The organism is Mucilaginibacter sp. McL0603 (assembly GCF_049992945.1).
Classification (GTDB): domain Bacteria; phylum Bacteroidota; class Bacteroidia; order Sphingobacteriales; family Sphingobacteriaceae; genus Mucilaginibacter.
The window spans coordinates 524,360-544,054 of sequence record NZ_CP188251.1 but is presented as its reverse complement, the minus strand read 5'-3'; the positions used below and the strand labels follow the sequence as shown (position 1 = coordinate 544,054).

Genomic DNA, 19,695 nt, shown 5'->3' with positions numbered 1-19,695 from the left:
ACCCATGATTATAACTGATCAATACGAACCCACTTCATACCGGCCGCCTCTGCAGCTATGGTGCCGGCCTCCCCATCTTCAAAGACCAGGCAATTGGCCGGATCAACATTCAATAGTTCTGCAGCTTTAAGGAAAGGATCGGGAAATGGTTTGCCGTTCTGTGTTTCCCCGGCACAAACCATCACCTCAACCAGATGATCTATACCAAGCACCCGTAATGTCTTTTCCACTGCTACCCTGCCACTGCCTGACACGACACCAATTTTTATTTGCCCTGCGTGCGCCTTAAGATGATTAACTACGTGAGCCACAGGTAAAGTATGCTCGATGTATTCCTCCAGGAACAATTTATATTTTAAATCCTTAAATTCCTGTGGGTCGAAGCTGGTTTGATATTTCTTATTGATCTCTTCAATCACCTTTATTACCGGCCACCCGGCCAGCTCGTCAATGATATCACCTTCGATGACATGCCCTTTACTTGCCGCCACTTTAATATAGGTGTCCTTATGCGCGCCCATGTTATCAGCCAGCGTACCGTCACAATCATATAAGTAAGCTTTGAACCCTGCGCTCAGGTTCGTTAGCTGATCCAGCTTTGAAATATCCATCGCTGCAAATATAGTGCAAAGTACATGATCATGCGTTGCTTGAGCAGTTTTAGGCGACATCTCATTTGAATGGTGTGAGGCAGACAGGTCTGCTACCGGCAAACCGCAGACTAAGCAAGAAATGTCACATGAGATGCCGAAATAATCGGCATGACGGCTTTTTAATCTGTCGAACATTCGCAACCCGTTATTCCGCAATATTGACGCCCTATTTCAAATTCTCCTTAAAAAAATCAATAGTCCTGCTCCAGGCTAGTTCTGCAGCAGCTTTATCATAACGGGGTGTTGTATCGTTGTGGAAGCCGTGATTTGCGTTTTCATAAATAAACGCCTGATATTTTTTGCCATTTGCTTTTAACGCAGCTTCGTAGGCAGGCCACCCGCCGGTGATACGGGTATCCAGTGAGGCATATTGCAACATCAAAGGAGCCTGGATCTTCGGCACATCTTCAGCAGGTGGTTGTGCACCATAAAAAGGAACCGCAGCAGCAAGATCAGGAAGACGGACAGCCATTTGATTAGCGATACCACCGCCAAAGCAAAAGCCCACCACGCCCACCTTACCGTTGCAATCTTTGTTTTGCTTCAGGTACTCGAATGCAGCGATAAAATCTTCCAGCATTTCGGCGGGCTTTCTTTGTGACTGCATTTCACGGCCCTTGTCATCATTGCCGGGGTAGCCGCCCAGTGGTGTCAGCGCATCGGGCGCCAGGGTAATAAAACCTGCCAGTGCGGCCCTTCTGGCCACATCTTCTATATAAGGGTTCAGGCCCCTGTTCTCATGGACAACGATAATACCGCCCAGTTTCTTTTTATTATCTTTAGGTTCCGACAGCAAACCTTTGATCGAACCGCCCCCTTTTGGAGAGTCATATTTAATATATTCTGATTTCAAACGCGGATCGTCCGCTTTTATCTGTACGTTGCCCTGGTAATCAGGCATCAGAAAACTCATTAACGCGGGTACGGTTAAACCGCCGACAGCGTAAAGCGATAACTTTTGTACAAATGCGCGGCGGTCCAATCGGTTGTGCGCGTAATCATCATACAGGTCAAACACTTCCTGCTTGACGTCTTCTTTATTGATCTGGCTCATAATTAAAGGTTTACTCAAATATAATAATTCATGGCAATTGCCTGCTTATCAAATCGTAACAGTCTGGTTACGCATAAAGTTTAGAGAAATTTTCTTCCTAAGCGGATAACTATCATCCGGTTACATTAAGTAGGTCAAAAGCCTCAAGTCAAAAAGATTTGAACTTTTTAATTAATAAAAGCGGTTGAAGGCTGAAATGGTTAGCAACCTTGATAGGCTATCCGCATAAACTCACGTATCTCATCATTTACATCTTCCTTATACAGCATCCTGAAATGATGATATACAGTATTCCTCCCGGGCACCTCCTGTATTCGATTAAAACAAAGGTTATCATCATATCGCCGTTTAAAAGGGAACACAATATGAATAAAGGCTTTGCCTGCTTGCGTTACATAAGCCACCCCTTTATGCGTATTTGCAATACTGATCATTGTTTTGTGCGGGTGAATGTTAACAGGCCCGATCTTTTGCAATTCAGTTATAAAATGATCAAACAGCATTAAAGCGTGCGAAGTCTTGATGATGGGAAATGCGGATAAATGCCTGAGATTATCCATAGCATATTTATATAATATCAAAACTAAATATAACTGCTCAAAAGATCGAAATCTTAAGTGCTTTGCATTGCTATTTTATCTTCCGTCTGAAATTCAGGCAGTTTACTTTTTTTCTTACCACTCTAATCCGGCCTCCTGTTTGCGATAAGGTGTTGCAGCTGCTCAACTCTTAAAATGCCGTCTTTGCTTGTGATTTAGCCGGTTTGGACGAGAATGTTCTATCAGAGGCTTATTTTAATAATTTCCTTTGTACAAACGTTAATAACATGAACAAGTTAACTTTCAGATCCAGCAAGGGAAAAATTCTCTTTATCATAATTGTCCTGGTAATTGCTTTTGTCGGGGTTCAATTTATACATCCGGAAATAAAGAATCCGCCTGTAACAGCTGACTTTGTTGCACCGCCTGATGTCAGCGCTATTATAAAGCGGGCATGTTACGACTGCCATTCTAATGAGACCAATCTCAGCTGGTATGATAAAATAGCTCCTGTTTACTGGGGGGTAGCAGCACACGTAAAACAAGGTAGAGAGGGATTGAATTTCTCCAACTGGAAAAAGATGGCACCTGCGGATCAAAAAGCTAAACTCTGGGAGATTGTAAACCAGATTGCTGCAGGAGCTATGCCCATTAAGAGTTATGAACTGGTTCACCCGGCTGCCAAAGTTTCCAGCGAAGACTTCGCTGTTTTAAAGAAATATGTTAAGGAAATGGCACCTAAAAACAAACCCGAAGATACAGCAAAAACAAACGCTGTGACTAAACAATACAAGCAATGGCAAAATGGGAAGATAATGGTTAGCAGCCTTCCTAAGGCCCTAAACGGTATTACCTATATCCCTGATTATAAAAACTGGCAGGCCATAAGCACAACCGAGCGTTTTGATAACGGCACCATGCGGGTGATTTTCGCTAATGATATTGCTGTAAAGGCAATTAAGGACGATAATATACACCCGTGGCCAAATGGGGCCATATTTGCAAAGGTTGCCTGGGATCAAAACGAAGACAAGGATGGCAATGTAAAGACAGGGGCATTTAAACAGGTTGAATACATGATAAAGGATGATCAGAAATACTCATCAACCAAAGGCTGGGGATTTGCCCGTTTTAAAACTCCCAAAATGGTGCCTTATGGAAAAACCCTGCTGTTTGCCAATGAATGTATTAATTGCCATAGGCCGCAAAAAGACGCGGACTTTGTATTTACCCAACCTATTAAACACTAAGCGTTATGAAAAAGTTACTTTATATATGTTTTGCAGGGATTTTCCTGTTTTCGGCCTGCACCGATAACGTCAAAAATGGTCATTTGTTGAATGACAAAGCTGCCCTGCCATCTGCTTTCAAATTGGATACATTGGGTTTAAAAGTCATGTCATCATTCATCAATAAAAAACCGGGCACCATGTCTATCCTTTATGCTAATCCCCTGGCTTTAAAAAATGCTATTATTGGGTTAAAAGAACATCAGGCCGGAGAAGTATTTGCACTAATTACCTGGAAACAACAGGATGATGATAATTGGTTTGGCGGTAAAATACCGGGCTATCTGCTATCAGCAGAAGTTATTAAAACTACGTCAACCGGGAACCGGACTTTTATTAATTATAAAAAGTACGACGGCAAGGACCTTGTTGCAAATCAGGATACAATGCATCAGCAAGATAGAATAAAGTATATCTTTGATCAGCAACCGTCGGTAATGCCATGATATTTGCGGAAAATAATCATACTGGTAATAAAAAGGTTTTCAGGGTATCGGCCGGGATAATTTGGTTCAGTTCCCTGTTTATGGGAATATTAGCCTCCATCCCAAAGATACTTCAGCTTCATATCCAAGGCTCTGAATTGTTAGTGGACTCATCAATAGCCTTTCTGTTTTCATTATTTGTATGGTATTATAATATCTACAGCCTGCCAAAATTTTCAAATCAGTATAACACTACCCGCTTTTTTAACCGGAGGCTTATAAAAAGCTTGTTGCTTGGTATAGCATTAATGCTGGTATTGGTTAGTGCTCATCAATTGCTGTTCTCAGGATATCTGTTTCAATCTATGATACTGATGTACCAATTTAGGGGTATTCTGATGAACCTAACCATCTACATGTTTTTGCATCTGCTTTATCAAAGTTATCAAGCCAGGTTAATGGGCATCGATTTGGAACGCATTAAGGCGGACAATATAGGTGCACAATATGAGTTGCTTAAACAGCAGGTTAATCCTCACTTTTTGTTTAACAGTTTAAACACGCTAAAATCAATGGTTGAGATCGGCGATGAGCATGCTGCCGATTTTATTGTAAAGCTTTCTGATTTTTACCGTTATACACTCGAAAACAGGAAGATGAACATTATTAGTTTGTCAGAAGAACTGGATATTCTGAATGCTTACCTTTTTTTGTTAAAAGCGAGATTTGAGGATGGGATTCTGCTTAACTTTAAAATCAGCAGCAAGCATACCTCAAGCAATATTCCCCCTTTTACTTTACAGCTGCTGGTCGAAAATTGCATTAAACATAATGTGGTTTCGCTGGAACAACCTTTAAATATTAATTTATATTCCGATGGCGACACACTGGTTATAGAAAATCAATTGCAACTGAAAAAAGTACCCGAATCATCTATTGGCATGGGCCTTGAAAATATTAATCAGCGTTATATGCATTTAATAGGGAAAAAGATTGAAATTATCGCAGATGGACGGCATTTTAAAGTTAAACTTCCAGTAATTTATGAATATACTGATCATTGAGGATGAGGTAAAAATTGCCAGGGCTTTAGCGCAACTGATTGTTAATGTGCAGCCGGAGGCTAAGATCGTTGCTTCTAAACAAAGTATATCCGGGGCTGTCCTTTATCTCACGACAAATAACAGGCCCGATCTGATCTTTATGGATATTCAGCTGGCGGACGGTTTGTGTTTCGAGATATTTAAGGAAGTGAAAATTGTATCGCCGGTGGTGTTCTGCACTGCTTATGATGATTATGCGATAGAAGCATTCAAATCCAACGGGATTGATTATATACTGAAACCCTTCTCTAAAGAGACTATTTTAAAAACTTTTGAAAAGGTAAACAAATTCCAAAGCTTTTTTCAAAATCCCAAAAACGACTTGTTAAATATTGAAGCCCTTTTAAACAGAATCAGCGTTCCGGTGGAAAAGAAAAGCTTCCTTGTGTTTAAGAATAACAGGTACATAACCATTGCCAGCGAGAACATTGCTTTTTTTTACATTCGTAATGAAATACCAACCATCGTCACCTTTGATGAAAAGGAATACGGCATTACTCAATCGCTGGACGAAGTGCGCAATCTGGTATCTGATAAACAGTTTTTCAGACTGAATAGACAATATCTAATAAATTTTGCAGCTGTTAAAGAAGTGGAGCATTATTTTTCCCGCAAACTATTAGTAAAGTTAGTCATACCAACCTCCGAACAATTAATAGTTGGAAAAGACAAAGCGACTATTTTTTTAGGGTGGCTTGAAAAAAGGTAATGTCCTGCCCGGCTGAGCGTTCCGCTTTGCCGGGATAAGAAAAGCTTGTGAACAAACCATTTCTTCTATGATTTGAAGCGATTAGCCGATTCAAACCCGGCTTAAATGCAGGGTTAGGCCGCTATTGCCAATGCTGGACTTCTGTTTATCCGAAATAATATCAGCATTACTACAACAGATAACATTATAAACACCAGGTAGCTATAGCTGAGATTAAGTTGATCTTTAGCCGGAATGACAGCCACTACAATGTAAGTAAGTAGCGAGAGGATCACATACACCATACCGCCGGTAAACCCGCCAGACATAGCCGCGTTTTTAGGGAATCGCCCTAAGCAATAAGTAAAATAATTATTATAAGTAAATCCGGCGCCTACGTGTATCACAAAGGCAAAAAATACCATTACATAAACATTGCTGACAAATTTTGCGGTGACGACCATTAAAGCAACCATAAAGAGTTGCAGCAAAATATTAACGAACAGCTTACCAAAAAACGGCCGGTTGATCAATGCCTTACCAATAAAGCCGCCCACCATCCAGGCCAGCCCCAGAATGAGCGAGCAATAACCGGCAACAACCGGCGTAAATTTAAAGTGATGCTCAATAATAAACGGACCTGTCATGTTATACATGATCACCATTGAATAAGCAAAGCTCAACATCAGGATACCAAGGCTGAACGTGGTTGCTTTGATCATTTCGGCATACACAGCAGCTATTTTTTTTAAGTGAAATTCTGTGCGGTGGCGGATGGTCTCGCCACTATATAAAAGTTCAAGCACAGCTATAACCGATGCCATAGCTGCCAGAAAATAAAAGTTTGACTGCCAGCCGAACGTATTTTGAAAATAACCGCCTAAGAAGGGCGCCACTATAGGTCCGGCAGACCAAATGATAGTAAACATGCTGAGGTAATGCTTTAACTGCGCGCCTTCATATACATCCACAAAATAAGCCCGTTTAGCTATTACTATCATAGCCACGGTAATGCCATGAATGATCCGCATGGCATAAATTACATAAATATTGCGGGTAATGGCTATGACTATACTTGCCAGGATAAACACCACCAACGCTCCCAAACTGAATTTGTATCGTCCGTATGAATCTAAAATACTCCCCAAAAACAATTGGGAGGTGCCGTAGCTGATCAGAAACACGGTCAGGGTTAATTGTACCTGTATGCTGCTAATGTGCATATCAGCGCCCATGTTGGGTAATGAAGGAATATAAATGTCTGTAGCGAACCCCGACAGCGGCAACAAAGCAAACGCCAATATGGTTGAAACCCGCTGATTTTTGAGTTGTGATGTTGTTATAGCAGATGTTGTAAGCATTTGCGGCAAAGGTAACAATAGCCCAAATTAGGATTGTTTGCTGGAAGTAATAAAGAAATGCCTTCCCGCGACCACAGGGGATCTAAGGAAAACGCTTGACTTTTTTGAGTTGGCTTGCTTAGTCAGCCGGGTCATCTCCGGGAATGATATGTTGTAATTCACCTTCAAACCACAGATTCATTCATCAAAGAAACTGTAATACTAATTGCTCCCATTCTTCTTCCAGAGATATGTTCGGACGGATTTGTTGTGCTTTGCTATACCAATAATCAGCATTCCAAATATCACCTTCTTTACGGTGCAGGTAGGCATGGACCCATGCCGATTCTTTATCGTTTAAATGATCAACCTGGGCATGCGCCTGATGCCAATCGCCTTTACCATCATACCAAAGGCTTTTTAACTGCACAGATAGCCCGCTAATGGGTTGCTCTGAATTCAAGGATTCTTTAAATTCGGTTAAAGTTTTCACTGGAGGATTATTTTTTTGAAATTTGCAACGTCTGCTTAAAAATACAAAAAGCCGTCTAATTAAGCCTTTTATAGTTTTGTTATTTGTCGCGATCTACCTTTCAAAATGTCGTTTTTACACAGCGTAAAATCCTGAAATGCCTTCTATCTTTATATTGTCAATAAATCAAACTCATTTAAATATCATATTATGAAAAGAGTATTTAAAGGATCTGATGTCCCTAAAGCGGTATTAGTAGTTGCTATGATTTTTTTTACAATATTTCAGTCTAAAGGGCAACAGGGTAAACCTGCCGACAGTGGCTATGTGCCGGTTAACGGCATTAAAGTTTATTACGAAGTATATGGTGAGGGCAAGCCCCTCGTTTTGCTGCATGGTGCTTTTATGACCATTGAGATGAACTGGGGGCAATTAATACCTGAATTGTCAAAAACAAGGAAAGTAATTGCCATTGAAATGCAGGGACATGGGCACACACCGTTTTCAGACAGAAAAATAGACCTGGCTACCATGGCAAGCGATGTGGAAGGAGTAATGGATCACTTGAAAGTTGAAAGTGCTGATGTTGTGGGATACAGCATGGGTGGTTCCGTGGCTTACCAGCTGACAATACAAAGCCCTAAACGGGTAAGAAAATTAGTGATCATTTCTTCTACCTATAAAAGTGGTGGCTGGCTGCCCCAGGTAAATAACGCATTTAAAAGTATGAAACCTGAGTATTTAGCGAACAGTCCTTTGGAAACGGCATATGATGCAGTAGCACCCGACAAAACAAAATGGACAAAGTTCCTGGAACAGATGATTGTTTTTGTCCAGACGCCCTTCGACATGGGTGACGCCAATATTGCGAAAATTACTTCTCCGGTATTGCTCATCTCGGGCGACAACGATGGCCTGGATAAAATTGAGTTGATGAAGACGTATCAATTACTGGGAGGTGGTGTACCTGCTGATTTGGGACCGATGCCAAAATCGCATCTGGCCATTGTTCCTTCGCAGGGGCATGTCAGCCTAATGATGCAGACAAAAACAATATTAGGTTACCTGGACGACTTTTTAAAGCAAACTTAATCATATTTGGTATCAAAAAAATGTTTCAATAAATATTTATTGTTGCCAATTACGCTCGCGCCGGAAATGTTAAGACAGGTACTATTGATTAAGAGAAATATTCGCCAAACGCTCCAAATCTTCAAAAAAGTGGTTCGGGTTTGGTCCTGTTGGGGCTACCTCATAAGTCAAAAACCTCAAACCGAAGGGTTGAGGCTTTTTTGTAAGAAAGTATCATGATATTTTGTAATTTACCAGAGTGGCGGCAGTCAATATTATTTGCATTTATACCGGGACGCTGGCTAACCGATTACTTTTTTTCTTCCCACTCTAATCTGGCCTTCTGTTTTTGATAAGGCGTTCCTTTTCCTGTAGTTAAAAAAGCTTGCAGACTATCGATAAAATAATCCCAGCCGGCCTCACACACGTTATAACATTCGAAATTTTGATTTAAACCCTCGTGCAAAAAGGTTAAGATTGTACCGTTGTCATCACTTGTTATCGTCCAGATCAAACGTGTGCCTACCCATTCATCTTTTTTCTTCAGGGCCTGCATATCAATATGGGCCTTCAGGCATAGCCAAACAATTTTTTGATCGGGAATCGCTTCAATAATTTCGAAAGTCTTTTTGGTTTCACCGAAGGCAATGTTATACTGGTCGCCTTTTTGGGCTGCGCCTCCCGAAAAATCATCGCTCCACCAGTCCTGAATGTGTTCGGTAATAGCAGCGTAAACTTCACTTGGTGAATTGTTTACTGTAATGCTTTTTTGATAATCTTTCATACGTTAGAAATTAAAATGGATTGATCATTTAGTTTATTTGTTTCGGACGTCTTTAGGTGTGTCCGGCAGACCTTTTAGTTCATCGACGTTTGATTGACAAAGTCTTGTAAGTGATCCATTAGCCCTGGTTCATTATTCAGCAGCATATAATAATCGCCGTGAGGCTTTCCTGCCTCTCCATTAAAGGGACTGACCGAATAAGCCGAAAGTACTTGTTCAACCTTAGTTTGCTTCACATCCAGCAGTAGCAGGTCGCCAGTCATTTCTGTAGATAACTGGTCCCGGGTATAGATTTTACCCCTGTATATCTTGCCGTCACTTTCCAGCCAGGCGTGGATACCCGCACCCGGCAAACCCTGCTCTTTTTCTAAATAACCGAACAGGCTTTCCCGGAAGTAAAAGTTCCAGCCCTTTGTGCAGTCGTTAAAACATTCCTTATCCGGTGTCAGGCCCTCATGCGTTACGTCGATGACCGTTTTATCGTCCGCGCTGTTAAACTGGAAGATAAGCCGGGTCTCATTCCACTCTTTTGTATCTTTAAGCAGGTCAAGGTAACAGTCAGTCACTGCCCACACAATGCGATTGCGACTAAGTTCTGACACTCGGAACTGTCCCCATGTCTTACCAAAATGAACTGTGAACTGGTCTCCCTGTTTTTTTGCATTGCCATCTACTTCCTGCGCCCACCAGCCCGATACATTGCTGATTGCTTTGATCGCCTGTTCAGTGGTCGTATTAACCTTAAGCCGAACATGATAATTAGGTTTATCCATGAAATTTGATTTATTAAATTAAAATTTCTGTCTTAGCAGTTACCTAACTGGTTTCAAAACCTTTTTTTTATTGCGGAACGCCTGCGTGTTCAGTTAGCAGTTTAAATAAACTTCCTTTGAAATGTCTGTTCCAACCTGCTTCGCAGCCGCTAAAACATTCTATCTCTGGTACCAGGCCGATATGCGTCATGGTCACCTGTGTCTTATCGCCTAAGGAGGAAATTTCAAACATGACGCTGGTGCCGTTCCACTCGGTTTTGTTTTTGAGCCATGGCAGGTAGCAGTCTGTTACCTGCCATACAATTTTTTCACAGGTTATGCTTTCGGTAACTTTAAAGATTACAAAGGTTTCGCCGAAACGGACGGTAAAAACGTCGTTTAATTTTTCGGCGCTGCCTTCAAAGTTTTTTGCCCACCATTCATTAACCTGGCTGATGCCTTCGAACGCCTCGCGGGGCGTAAAATCTGCAGCTATGCTGCACTGGTAATTTTGCTGATTCATTTTCTTTGCTTTTTATCATCTGTTAGCCCATATTATTGCTCCGGTTTCCATTTTTCAATTCAAACCGGCATCGTGCAATACTTCTTTGTTCAATCGGATGTATTCTGCATTGTTTTCCGCAGACGCCAGTTTAAGGCCCTCGTTAGCTGAAATAATAGCCGAGTTTTTATCTCCTGTTTTTAGCTGTAACCTCGCTAACCAGTATTTTACATTATATGCCTGCGGTTGGGCTTTATTTGCTTCCCGCATCCAGGTAAGTGCCTGATCAAGGTTTCTGTTATGATTATAACACCAAATGGCCGACATGTAATAGGGTTTCTTTTCGCCCTTCATCGCCTCTTGTATATTGGCCATTATACGGTTATCCACATCAGTTTTTAAATGGAGGTTTATGCCTGTGTTTTCCCATAGTATCTGTAGGAGGCAACTATCCTGGTGAACGTCGGCAAATTGAATAGTTAAAGTTTCAATCTTATTGTTCAGCTTAATTGGTTTTACTTTAAAACGAAGGAAATCCTGCTTTTCATCGTATGCGTAAGCGCCCCACTGATCCACATTTTTATTAAATATAATTGTCCATTCATCAGCGCCCGGGATACTAAAAAGCGAATAAGAACCAGCTGGCAGTGTGTGGCCTTCTATTTGGATTGTGTCAGTCAGTTTTATAACAGTGGCATTATTGGCCCCTGTTCGCCAAACAATGCCATAGGGCTCCATTCCGTTAAATATTTTTCTGCCGTTGGTATTTGGCCTGTAATATTTTATGGATATCACACCAAGTCCGAAGTCCTGTTCAATCCGCTGTCCCGGGCTTGCAGCCGGTATTTTTAGTCTTAATTCCTGCGCCGCAGCATTGTGAGAACTGAAGCTTATAACAACAAAAAAGCACAGTGAGGCTATCTTTATGATTTTTGTAATGGATTGATTTATCTTCATAAGATTTTAATTTATGTTCAGTTCGGTAATTTGTTATTTAATAGCTTTTCCAGATTCTTCAGTTTCGATGTCCAGAACTGATCAAAGTATTTGAGCCACTCATGCAAGGCGTTGAACCCATCCTGTTTCAGCGCACAATGCCGTTCACGACCGATATCCTGTATAGATATAAATCCCGCGTTATACAATATTTTAATGTGCTTCGAAACTGCGGGGCGGCTCATATCGAAATTTTCGGCCAGGCTGTTGATAGTTAAACTGTCTTTGGAGAGCAGCATTAGCATCTCTCTTCTGCTCGGGTCGGCTATTACCTGGAAAGCATCAAGCGTTGGTAGTGCCATGTTGTGTAGTGTTTAAATGTTCAGCAATCTTATGTATATTTCTAAGCCAGCCATCAATCATAGAGTTATATAATGGGAAATTTTCCATTATAGCGAAGCCGTTATGCTCCAGAAAGAGTTCCGTTCCGCCATCTTTTGGCTCCAGTTTCCAATTAACTACTGAATCGATAGTGATTGTCCCATCTCCGGGCCCGCACTTCCACGAATAGGAAAGCTTTTTAAAAGGAACGACCTCTAATACCTTACAATAGAAAATTCCACCGAAATTGACATCCGGATGGGGGTTTGTCCTGAATTGAAACTCATGCCCTACGATTGGTTGAAAATCGTTTTTCATCAGCCATAGTTCCATTAACTCGGCATTTGTAAGATATTCCCAAACCGATGATGGAGGATGAGGAAAGAAAAATTGGTGATTAATACTTGGTGTCATAATAGGTAACTTAAAAGTTACCCAAATGTATAAGTAACTTTTGAGTTACGCAAATATTTTTTTAAAAAAATAATTTGTACAGAAACTAGCTATATTGCATCCAGATTTGTGTAACAATCTTGCCCGTAGGTTAAGCGGGTATTGCTTGATTATTTATTTTCGTATTTTTGCAAATCAAGAATTTCCCGGAAAAGAATGCCGACTGAAGAGAGTGAGCCCACCCCAATTGATGCTTTTAACTTGGAACTTTTTTTTGAACTATCTGCTGACCTGCTGTGCATAGCCGGTTATGATGGTTATTTTAGAAGGATAAGTCCTTCTGTTTCCAGGCTATTAGGTTATACTAACGAGGAATTGTTCGCAAAGCCGATCCATGAATTTATTTATGCTGAAGATAAAGAGATAACAGCAAAGCATCGTAATAATCTTATAAATGACAAACCACTTCTGCATTTTGAAAACCGGTATGTAACCAAAAGCGGAGAAATTGTTTGGTTATCGTGGACATCTATGCCTGTTGACAGCGAAAAACTGGTTTACGCCATTGCTAAAAACATTACGCATAAAAAGAAACAGGAAGATGACCGTAATACACTTATTGCTAATCTTACCAAGATAAATGACGACCTCAAATTACTAACATTAACAACCTCGCATGATTTAAGATCGCCGGTAAGTAACCTGCTTTCTGTTTTTAATCTGTTAGATGTCTCTAAGATAAATGATGAAGAAACACGCGAGTTTATTGGTATATTAAAGTCGGCCACTGAAAGTTTAAGGGACACTTTAAATAATTATGTGGATGTTTTAAATGAAAAAGAAAGCTTAGGCATGCAGGCCGAAAAATTGGATTTAAATGATTGTTTAAATGTAGTGTTGCAATCGTTAAATTCCTTGATTCAAGACTCGGGGGCAAAAATACTGTTTGATTTTTCGGAGGTTGAAAAAATCAAATTCAATAAATCCTTCCTCGAAAGCATCTTTCTTAATCTGATAACAAATTCAATAAAATATGCCAGGCCGGATCATTTTCCGGTAATAAACATTTATTCCAGGAAGGTGGATGATGTTAATCAGTTGATTTTTTCTGATGAAGGACAAGGCTTTGATATGGACTATGTGAAAGATAAGATCTTTGGATTTCGCCAGAAATTTCATGACCATAACGATAGTAAGGGAATAGGACTTTACCTGGTATACAGCCATGTTACAAGCTTGGGCGGTAAAATAGATATTGACAGTGAGGTTAATAAGGGTGCAAAGTTCACTATCTCTTTTAAAGAGTAAGTATTACTTATGCTAAAATCCATTTAGGTAAGCGCCTTATTAGTGATTGGCTTTACGAATTCGAAAAAATAGAAATGGTAGATTAAAAACCCTTTAGTGAAAACTAAGGGGTTTTTAATTCTAATAAAAAATCACATAAATTGTTAGTGAGGCTATTTAGTATAACCATCAACTTCGATAATTGCATCAACAAATGCCCGCGGAGCTTCCTGGGGCAGATTGTGCCCGACGCCCCCGGTGATGATCCGGTTTGTGTACTTGCCGGAGAACTTACTAGCATAAGCGCTTGGTGGTGGGTGTGGCGCGCCGTTGGCATCACCTTCCAGGGTAATAGTGGGCACCGTGATGACCGGGCTTTGGGCGAGTTGTTTCTCCAGGTCGTCGTACTTAGACTCACCCTCCACAAGGCCTTGCCGCCAGCGATAACTCTGGATAACGATGGCCACATGGTCGGGATTGTCGAATGCTGCGGCTGAGCGATCGAAGGTGGCATCGTCAAAATTCCATTTCGGCGAAGCGAGCCGCCAGATCAGTTTGGCGAAGTCATGCCGGTATTTATCATAGCCAGCCTTGCCGCGTTCGGTTGCGAAGTAGAACTGGTACCACCATTGGAACTCGGCTGATGGCGGCAACGGTAGCTTGCCTGCGGCCTGGTTTCCGATCAGGTAGCCGCTTACTGCAACCAGGGCCTTGCACCGTTGCGGCCATAAGGCCGCGATGATGTCAGCCGTGCGTGCACCCCAGTCGAAGCCAGCGAGGATGGCCTTTTCGATCTTCAGCGTATCCATCAAGGCGATGATATCAGTAGCGATCGCAGATGGTTGTCCATTTCGGACCGTCTCATTTGAAAGAAAGCGTGTGGTACCATAGCCGCGCAGATAGGGAATAATAACCCTATAACCTTTTGCCGCCAATAAGGGGGCGGCATCAACAAAGCTGTATATGTCATACGGCCAGCCATGCAGGAGAATTACAGGAGGGCCATTGGAAGGGCCAGCCTCAGCGTATCCAACATTCAAAACGCCGGCATTGATCTGTTTTATAGTATCGAAAGATGTGTTCATCTCTGGTTTGGATGGAATCATATTTTTCGGATTTGTTTTTTCGGGTTTGGCGTTTGCTGAACTGACCATGAAGAGAGGACCGGTAGCAATGGTGATAGCCGCGGCACCTAAAAAGCGGCGACGGCCATAGTGGGGTTTTTCTGACATAATATACTCCTTTCTTATTTGTAATATAAAATTAGGAAAATAGCCAGCCATGTTGATCTGGCAGGCTATTTTTTGTAGATGATTACGCAGCTCTTATTTTCTAAAATTGAAACAAAGCCGCCTGTTACTGATGACGCAAACTGTCACTTTCCTAAAAATTCAAGAGATTTCTGAACGAAGTCGTCATGATACTGAAAAAAGGCAGCGTGGCCGGCATCGGGGTAAACGATCAGCTTGGCATTTGGTATACTTTTAGACATGCTGATCGCATTATCTACCGGAACCAAAACATCTTCCTGACCCTGAACGATCAGGACAGGTTGTTTTACTGATTGCAGTTCTGTCAGCGCATCAGGATTTGGCTGTGCCCATCCCAAAACTGCTTTTACCTGGTTGGTGAAACTTTCGGAGCCTACCGGGGCATCACGATCCACCTGGCGTTGTTGCACCCTTTCGTAAGCGCTTTTACCGGCAGTCTGGCTGAAGTCAGACTGGGCGAAGAAGGAGCCTAAAAAGACTTGTTCCGGAGTCAGTTTAGCTGCTGCAGCCAGGAATTTAGGAAGATCAGAAAGTCCCTTGCTTCCTTTGGGGCCGGTACCGGTAAGGATGATCTTATTAACCAACGCAGGCTCTGTCAGTGCAATCTGCTGACTGATAAATGAACCCATAGAGAAGCCCAGTAAGTCGACCTTGTTGTAACCCATGGCCTTGATAAATGAAACCACTTCTTTAGTCATATCCGGTATATTATCGGCTGTTGTTCCGCCGGATGTGCCCACACCCGGGATATCAAAGATGATCACCTTGTATTTTTGGGCGAGACCGTTGGTCACCGCAGGGTCCCAGTCATCCATTGCGCTGCCTAAAGGAGATATCATTACCAGCGGAATGCCGGCTTTATCTCCCAAAACACGATAAGCAATTTTATTTCCATCGGCCGTAACAAATTGCGTTTCAGCTGTTTTATGATAATCTTTAGTTGTGTTATCCTTTTTCCAGGATACAAATGCAACACTTAGTCCGAGCACTGCCAATACTAATGCTCCTTTCATTAACTGCCTTATTCTTCTAGTTTTCATGTTTTTACTTATTTAAATTCTGTGAACGATATGCTTAGATCAGATTGATCTCTACATTAATATTACCGCGTGTAGCTTTTGAATAAGGGCATATTTGATGAGCTCCATCAGCCAGTGCCCGGGCGATCCCGCGATCCAAACCAGGCAAACTGATGTTAAGGCGGGCCTGTATAGCGAAAGCTTCGCCGGTTAAGCCCAGATCCACTTCGGCATCAATGGCAGCATCAACAGGGAAACGCACCTTCATTTGCCCGGCCACGATCTTCATCGCACTGAAGAAACAAGATGACCAGCCAGCTGCAAAAAGTTGTTCCGGATTGGTGCCATCACCCGGTGTGCCCGGAACGGATAATTTAATGTCCAGGGCTCCATCAGAAGTGCGGGATGAGCCGCCCTCCCTGCCACCTATGGTGCGAGTCTTGGCTGTATACAATACTTTTTCGATTGGGGTATCCACTTGTGGATACACTGTTTGGTTATTTTCCATTGTTTTAATTTTTTACTTATTCTGTTTATTGTGACCAGGCCTATATAGCATTAATTATTTTCCATGAGCAGCTTCAGAAACTTCCTTCCATTCCGCAAAGCCGGCCAAACGCTTTTCGTAGGTTTGCGTTACAGCCTGATAGGCTACTTTACCTAACAGCAATCTTAATGGGGGATTAGCTGAATCAACGAGTTTGATAACGGCATCAACAGTGGCCTCTGGTACACCCCATGTATCTGCTGTAGCTCCTTCAGAGAATGCTTTTTTCAATGGGGCATAAACTTCTGTTTGTGTTGTCTGGATGGCGGATGCTCCGGCCCAGTCGGTTGAAAAACCGTTTGGTTCTATCAAAGAGACTTTGATACCAAAACCTGCCACTTCAGTAGCCAATGTTTCAGACAGGCCTTCAACTGCAAATTTGGACGCATTATATAGTCCCAGCACAGGCAATGTTACCAAACCCAGGAAACTGGAAACCTGTATAATATGACCGCTTTTTTGTTCTCTCATAATCGGAAGAACCGCCTGGGTTGCCCAGAGTACGCCAAAAAAGTTAGTTTCGATCTGTTCCCTTGCTTCCTGCTCGGTAGTCTCTTCTATCGCACCAAATAAGCCGTAGCCTGCATTGTTGATCAGTACATCAATTCTTCCGAAATGATCTTTGGCCTGTTTAACAGCCTCAATACTTTGTTCGCGATTATTTACATCCAGTTTTATTGGAAGCACGGCATCACCATACTTTTCTACAAGGTCATTAAGGTGATCCAGGTTTCTTGCGGTGGCGGCTACTTTGTCACCACGTTTCAAAAATGCTTCGGCCCATAATTTGCCAAATCCACGTGAAGCACCTGTTATTAAAAATACTTTTGGAGCTTTTGAGATATCTCCTGTTTTGTTAGTTTCCATTGTTTTATTTTTTTAATTGATTATGAACTTTTATAGGTTAAATAAGTGACCGATCGGTCACTTATTGGGTAAAAAAATTATATGCTGTTTTCTTCGATTTCTTTTTTTATCACATTTATTAAGATAGTCATCCGCTCTTTATTCCCCGAAACGCGAGACATCAATATACCACCTTCGATCATTGCAAACATTTTGATGCCAAATTCTTTTGCGTTCCAGCTATTTTTAAATTCTCCATCCTTAATTCCCTGCTCAATAATTGCTGCAAGCTTTTGCGGAGAAGCCTGTACCATCCTGTTCACTTTTTGTTTGATAATGGGGTTGGTGTCGTCGGCTTCCATTCCAAAATTCAGCATGGGACAGCCTCCCACAACAGGTGGATTAAGCGGATCGCTATAAAGATCAACAAATGCGAGGATTTTGCCTTTTGCTGTTTTGTGTTTGTTCATAGCAGCAACACTTTTTTCAGCCAACTTATCCAGGTTATAGTCAACTACTGCGTATGATAGATCTTCTTTGCTATCAAAATGCACATATAAACTGCCTTTAGCCAGTTTTGTAGCTTCCATAATATCACTCATTGCCGTTCCGGCCACACCTTTTGTGTTAAAGATAGGTGCTGATTTCTCAAGGATAAACTGTTTGGTTCTTTCTGCCTTTGTCATTTTCTTTCTGAATAACAGTACAAATATAAATGACCTTTCGGTCATTTTGCAAATTTATCAGAAGCTATTTTTCATAAAGCAAGGCATCTTTACAAAGTGGTGACAATCAGGAGCATTTAGCTTTTGCGGATGATCAAAGTTGACGGTAGCGTGTGCCAAAAGCCCGCCTGATAAAGATAAATATAGGCGGACTTTGTTGTGAGTGAGTCAACTTAAGAATTTGCTCTTAAGCTTTTAAATGATCAAAGTATGCTGTGGTCTCTTCGAGGATAGAGCTCATCAGTTCGGCGGCTTTTTTGTGTTTTAGTATCGGTGTAATTTGTCCGCCCCAGAATAAGATCATATCCCATTTTTCCTGTTCAAGTGCTGCTTTCCGTAATGAGGACATGAATGTTGTTTGTAATGGGAACGGCAGAAATTGTTTTTCTTTTCCTAAAAGATCTTTGGCAATTCTGCTGGTTATTCCCCTTCCGAGTCTCCCGGTAAATGCTCGTGATAATGTAGTGTATTTTGCAGCGTTAGAAAACAACATTTGCCTGTGGATGGGTAAAGCGTTGGATTCGTCAGTCGCCAGGAAAGCAGTACCGATCTGTGCACCACTTGCGCCCAATGCCAAAGCTGCTGCAACGCCTTTACCATTTGCAATACCGCCTGCGGCGATAATCGGGGTCTTTACCTTTTCTTTAATCAACTGGAGCAGTACAAAAGTCCCGATAGTAGAGGATTCTGCTGTTGCAAGAAATGATGGACGATGCCCTCCCGCCTCAAAGCCGGAAGCAATGATCATATCCACACCGGCATTTTCTAAAAAGATGGCCTCATCTAAAGTAGTGGCTGCGCCAACGGTTTTGATACCCAGCCTGCGGCATTGTTCCAGCACATCAGCCGACGGTACGCCAAACATAAAGCTGAATACTTTTGGCCGGATGTCTAATATCACCCCTACCTGGTTTTCAAACCTTGATTTGAACGGGGCAGGTTTTTCAGGCAGAGCAATTCCCAACTCATCAAAATAAGGCTTGAACAGCTGTTTAGCCTGTTCGTATTGCGCATCAGTCACAGTTCCATCGGGCGCGTCTGTATCCGAAACCCATAGATTAATGTTATAGGGTTTATTAGTTGCAGTCTTTATTTGCTTATCTACCTCAATGATTTCCTGCGGGCTTAATGTATAGGCCCCGTAGCCTCCAAGCCCCCCGGCGTTAGATACTGTTGATACCAGCTCAACAGATGACAGGTTACCGCCGAACGGTCCTTGCAAAATTGGATATTCAATGCCTAATATTTCAGCTGCTTTTGTATTGTACCACATGGGTTTCAATTTTATTCGTTTACGTTGTGCATTGTTGTCAACTATCCAATCTCGTTAGAAAAATGACTTCGATCTTATCATCTTTAATCTTCCCATTCACGAATTCAAAAAATTTTTCGGAGTAAGCGAAGGTCTTGTGCTGCTGGAAAGCCTCCTGGCTGTGGTAGATCTCGTAGAAAACGATGGTTTGAGGCGAGTCATTCCGGGTATGGATCAGAAATGATTCAGAACCTGTTTCCTGGCGGGTTTCGGCAGCCAGTGCAATCGCCGCTTTTTTAACTTCGTCTTCAAAACCCGGGAGTATATTGATATTGGCAATTAAGATTAATTTTTCCATGGCTAATA

At 41.8% G+C, this 19,695-nt stretch carries 24 protein-coding genes; 6 read left to right on the top strand and 18 right to left on the bottom strand.

What is annotated here, in order from left to right:
- Positions 1-8 precede the first annotated feature (8 nt).
- The 3 genes from ACPPVU_RS02670 to ACPPVU_RS02660 form a co-directional block, all read right to left on the bottom strand.
- Positions 9-788: an HAD family hydrolase gene (locus tag ACPPVU_RS02670; RefSeq protein ID WP_426670150.1), complete on the bottom strand. Its 780-nt coding sequence runs from the start codon at positions 786-788 to the stop codon at positions 9-11.
- 31 nt (positions 789-819) lie between these two features.
- Positions 820-1,707: a dienelactone hydrolase family protein gene (locus tag ACPPVU_RS02665; RefSeq protein WP_426670149.1), complete on the bottom strand. Its 888-nt coding sequence runs from the start codon at positions 1,705-1,707 to the stop codon at positions 820-822.
- 200 nt (positions 1,708-1,907) lie between these two features.
- Positions 1,908-2,267 carry a hypothetical protein gene (locus tag ACPPVU_RS02660; RefSeq protein ID WP_426670148.1) on the bottom strand — a complete coding sequence of 120 codons (360 nt, stop codon included), beginning with the start codon at positions 2,265-2,267 and terminating at the stop codon, positions 1,908-1,910.
- Positions 2,268-2,533: 266 nt separating this feature from the next.
- Between ACPPVU_RS02660 and ACPPVU_RS02655 the strand changes: the two genes are divergently transcribed.
- Genes ACPPVU_RS02655 through ACPPVU_RS02640 form a run of 4 tightly spaced genes read left to right on the top strand, consistent with a single transcriptional unit; the run spans position 2,534 to position 5,772 of the window.
- Positions 2,534-3,496, top strand: a complete 963-nt coding sequence (locus ACPPVU_RS02655) for a heme-binding domain-containing protein (RefSeq protein WP_426670147.1) — start codon at positions 2,534-2,536, stop codon at positions 3,494-3,496.
- Positions 3,497-3,501: 5 nt separating this feature from the next.
- Entirely contained in the window at positions 3,502-3,981 is a 480-nt protein-coding gene (locus ACPPVU_RS02650; protein ID WP_426670146.1) for a hypothetical protein, read from the top strand.
- On the top strand, positions 3,978-5,024 hold the full coding sequence (locus ACPPVU_RS02645; protein WP_426670145.1) for a sensor histidine kinase: 1,047 nt from the start codon (positions 3,978-3,980) through the stop codon (positions 5,022-5,024). Before ACPPVU_RS02650 ends, ACPPVU_RS02645 begins: the two co-directional genes overlap by 4 nt.
- The gene (locus ACPPVU_RS02640; protein WP_426670144.1) at positions 5,005-5,772 is read left to right on the top strand and encodes a LytR/AlgR family response regulator transcription factor; all 768 of its coding nucleotides are present in this window, start codon (positions 5,005-5,007) and stop codon (positions 5,770-5,772) included. The genes ACPPVU_RS02645 and ACPPVU_RS02640 overlap by 20 nt, the downstream gene beginning before the upstream one ends.
- Positions 5,773-5,885: 113 nt before the next feature.
- Here ACPPVU_RS02640 and ACPPVU_RS02635 read toward each other — a convergent pair whose 3' ends face one another.
- Both ACPPVU_RS02635 and ACPPVU_RS02630 read right to left on the bottom strand, forming a co-directional pair.
- Positions 5,886-7,112 (bottom strand): MFS transporter, encoded by a 1,227-nt coding sequence (locus tag ACPPVU_RS02635; protein ID WP_426670143.1) that lies wholly within the window; start codon positions 7,110-7,112, stop codon positions 5,886-5,888.
- 184 nt (positions 7,113-7,296) lie between these two features.
- Positions 7,297-7,584: a hypothetical protein gene (locus ACPPVU_RS02630; RefSeq protein WP_426670142.1), complete on the bottom strand. Its 288-nt coding sequence runs from the start codon at positions 7,582-7,584 to the stop codon at positions 7,297-7,299.
- 189 nt (positions 7,585-7,773) lie between these two features.
- Here ACPPVU_RS02630 and ACPPVU_RS02625 point away from each other — a divergent pair, with 189 nt between their 5' ends.
- Entirely contained in the window at positions 7,774-8,655 is an 882-nt protein-coding gene (locus ACPPVU_RS02625) for an alpha/beta fold hydrolase (RefSeq protein ID WP_426670141.1), read from the top strand.
- Between the two features lie 289 nt (positions 8,656-8,944).
- Here the strand turns inward: ACPPVU_RS02625 and ACPPVU_RS02620 are convergent, their stop codons facing one another.
- The 6 genes from ACPPVU_RS02620 to ACPPVU_RS02595 all read right to left on the bottom strand — a co-directional run bounded on the left by ACPPVU_RS02620 (position 8,945) and on the right by ACPPVU_RS02595 (position 12,403).
- Positions 8,945-9,418, bottom strand: a complete 474-nt coding sequence (locus ACPPVU_RS02620; protein WP_426670140.1) for an SRPBCC family protein — start codon at positions 9,416-9,418, stop codon at positions 8,945-8,947.
- 74 nt (positions 9,419-9,492) lie between these two features.
- Positions 9,493-10,191, bottom strand: coding sequence for an SRPBCC family protein (locus tag ACPPVU_RS02615; protein ID WP_426670139.1), 699 nt, complete (start codon positions 10,189-10,191; stop codon positions 9,493-9,495).
- A gap of 67 nt (positions 10,192-10,258) precedes the next feature.
- Positions 10,259-10,693 (bottom strand): hypothetical protein, encoded by a 435-nt coding sequence (locus ACPPVU_RS02610; protein ID WP_426670138.1) that lies wholly within the window; start codon positions 10,691-10,693, stop codon positions 10,259-10,261.
- A 54-nt stretch (positions 10,694-10,747) separates the two neighbouring features.
- A complete protein-coding gene (locus ACPPVU_RS02605; protein ID WP_426670137.1) occupies positions 10,748-11,629 on the bottom strand; it encodes a DUF2911 domain-containing protein in 882 nt (293 codons plus the stop codon).
- Between the two features lie 17 nt (positions 11,630-11,646).
- Positions 11,647-11,970 (bottom strand): ArsR/SmtB family transcription factor, encoded by a 324-nt coding sequence (locus ACPPVU_RS02600; RefSeq protein ID WP_426670136.1) that lies wholly within the window; start codon positions 11,968-11,970, stop codon positions 11,647-11,649.
- Positions 11,951-12,403: an SRPBCC family protein gene (locus tag ACPPVU_RS02595; protein ID WP_426670135.1), complete on the bottom strand. Its 453-nt coding sequence runs from the start codon at positions 12,401-12,403 to the stop codon at positions 11,951-11,953. The genes ACPPVU_RS02600 and ACPPVU_RS02595 overlap by 20 nt, the downstream gene beginning before the upstream one ends.
- A 240-nt stretch (positions 12,404-12,643) precedes the next feature.
- Here ACPPVU_RS02595 and ACPPVU_RS02590 point away from each other — a divergent pair, with 240 nt between their 5' ends.
- Positions 12,644-13,690 carry a sensor histidine kinase gene (locus ACPPVU_RS02590; RefSeq protein WP_426670134.1) on the top strand — a complete coding sequence of 349 codons (1,047 nt, stop codon included), beginning with the start codon at positions 12,644-12,646 and terminating at the stop codon, positions 13,688-13,690.
- A 152-nt stretch (positions 13,691-13,842) separates the two neighbouring features.
- On the opposite strand, the gene ACPPVU_RS02585 is transcribed toward ACPPVU_RS02590, so the two are convergent.
- From ACPPVU_RS02585 to ACPPVU_RS02555, 7 genes are all read right to left on the bottom strand, one after another.
- Complete coding sequence (locus ACPPVU_RS02585; protein ID WP_426670133.1) at positions 13,843-14,901, bottom strand: alpha/beta fold hydrolase; 1,059 nt, start codon at positions 14,899-14,901, stop codon at positions 13,843-13,845.
- A 143-nt stretch (positions 14,902-15,044) separates the two neighbouring features.
- The gene (locus ACPPVU_RS02580; protein WP_426670132.1) at positions 15,045-15,980 is read right to left on the bottom strand and encodes an alpha/beta fold hydrolase; all 936 of its coding nucleotides are present in this window, start codon (positions 15,978-15,980) and stop codon (positions 15,045-15,047) included.
- Between the two features lie 34 nt (positions 15,981-16,014).
- Positions 16,015-16,467 carry an organic hydroperoxide resistance protein gene (locus tag ACPPVU_RS02575; protein ID WP_426670131.1) on the bottom strand — a complete coding sequence of 151 codons (453 nt, stop codon included), beginning with the start codon at positions 16,465-16,467 and terminating at the stop codon, positions 16,015-16,017.
- Positions 16,468-16,521: 54 nt separating this feature from the next.
- Complete coding sequence (locus ACPPVU_RS02570) at positions 16,522-17,373, bottom strand: SDR family NAD(P)-dependent oxidoreductase (protein WP_426670130.1); 852 nt, start codon at positions 17,371-17,373, stop codon at positions 16,522-16,524.
- A 77-nt stretch (positions 17,374-17,450) separates the two neighbouring features.
- Positions 17,451-18,083: a TetR/AcrR family transcriptional regulator gene (locus ACPPVU_RS02565; RefSeq protein WP_426670129.1), complete on the bottom strand. Its 633-nt coding sequence runs from the start codon at positions 18,081-18,083 to the stop codon at positions 17,451-17,453.
- 181 nt (positions 18,084-18,264) lie between these two features.
- Positions 18,265-19,350: an NAD(P)H-dependent flavin oxidoreductase gene (locus ACPPVU_RS02560; RefSeq protein ID WP_426670128.1), complete on the bottom strand. Its 1,086-nt coding sequence runs from the start codon at positions 19,348-19,350 to the stop codon at positions 18,265-18,267.
- A gap of 37 nt (positions 19,351-19,387) precedes the next feature.
- On the bottom strand, positions 19,388-19,687 hold the full coding sequence (locus tag ACPPVU_RS02555; RefSeq protein ID WP_426670127.1) for a putative quinol monooxygenase: 300 nt from the start codon (positions 19,685-19,687) through the stop codon (positions 19,388-19,390).
- Between the last annotated feature and the right edge of the window lie 8 nt (positions 19,688-19,695).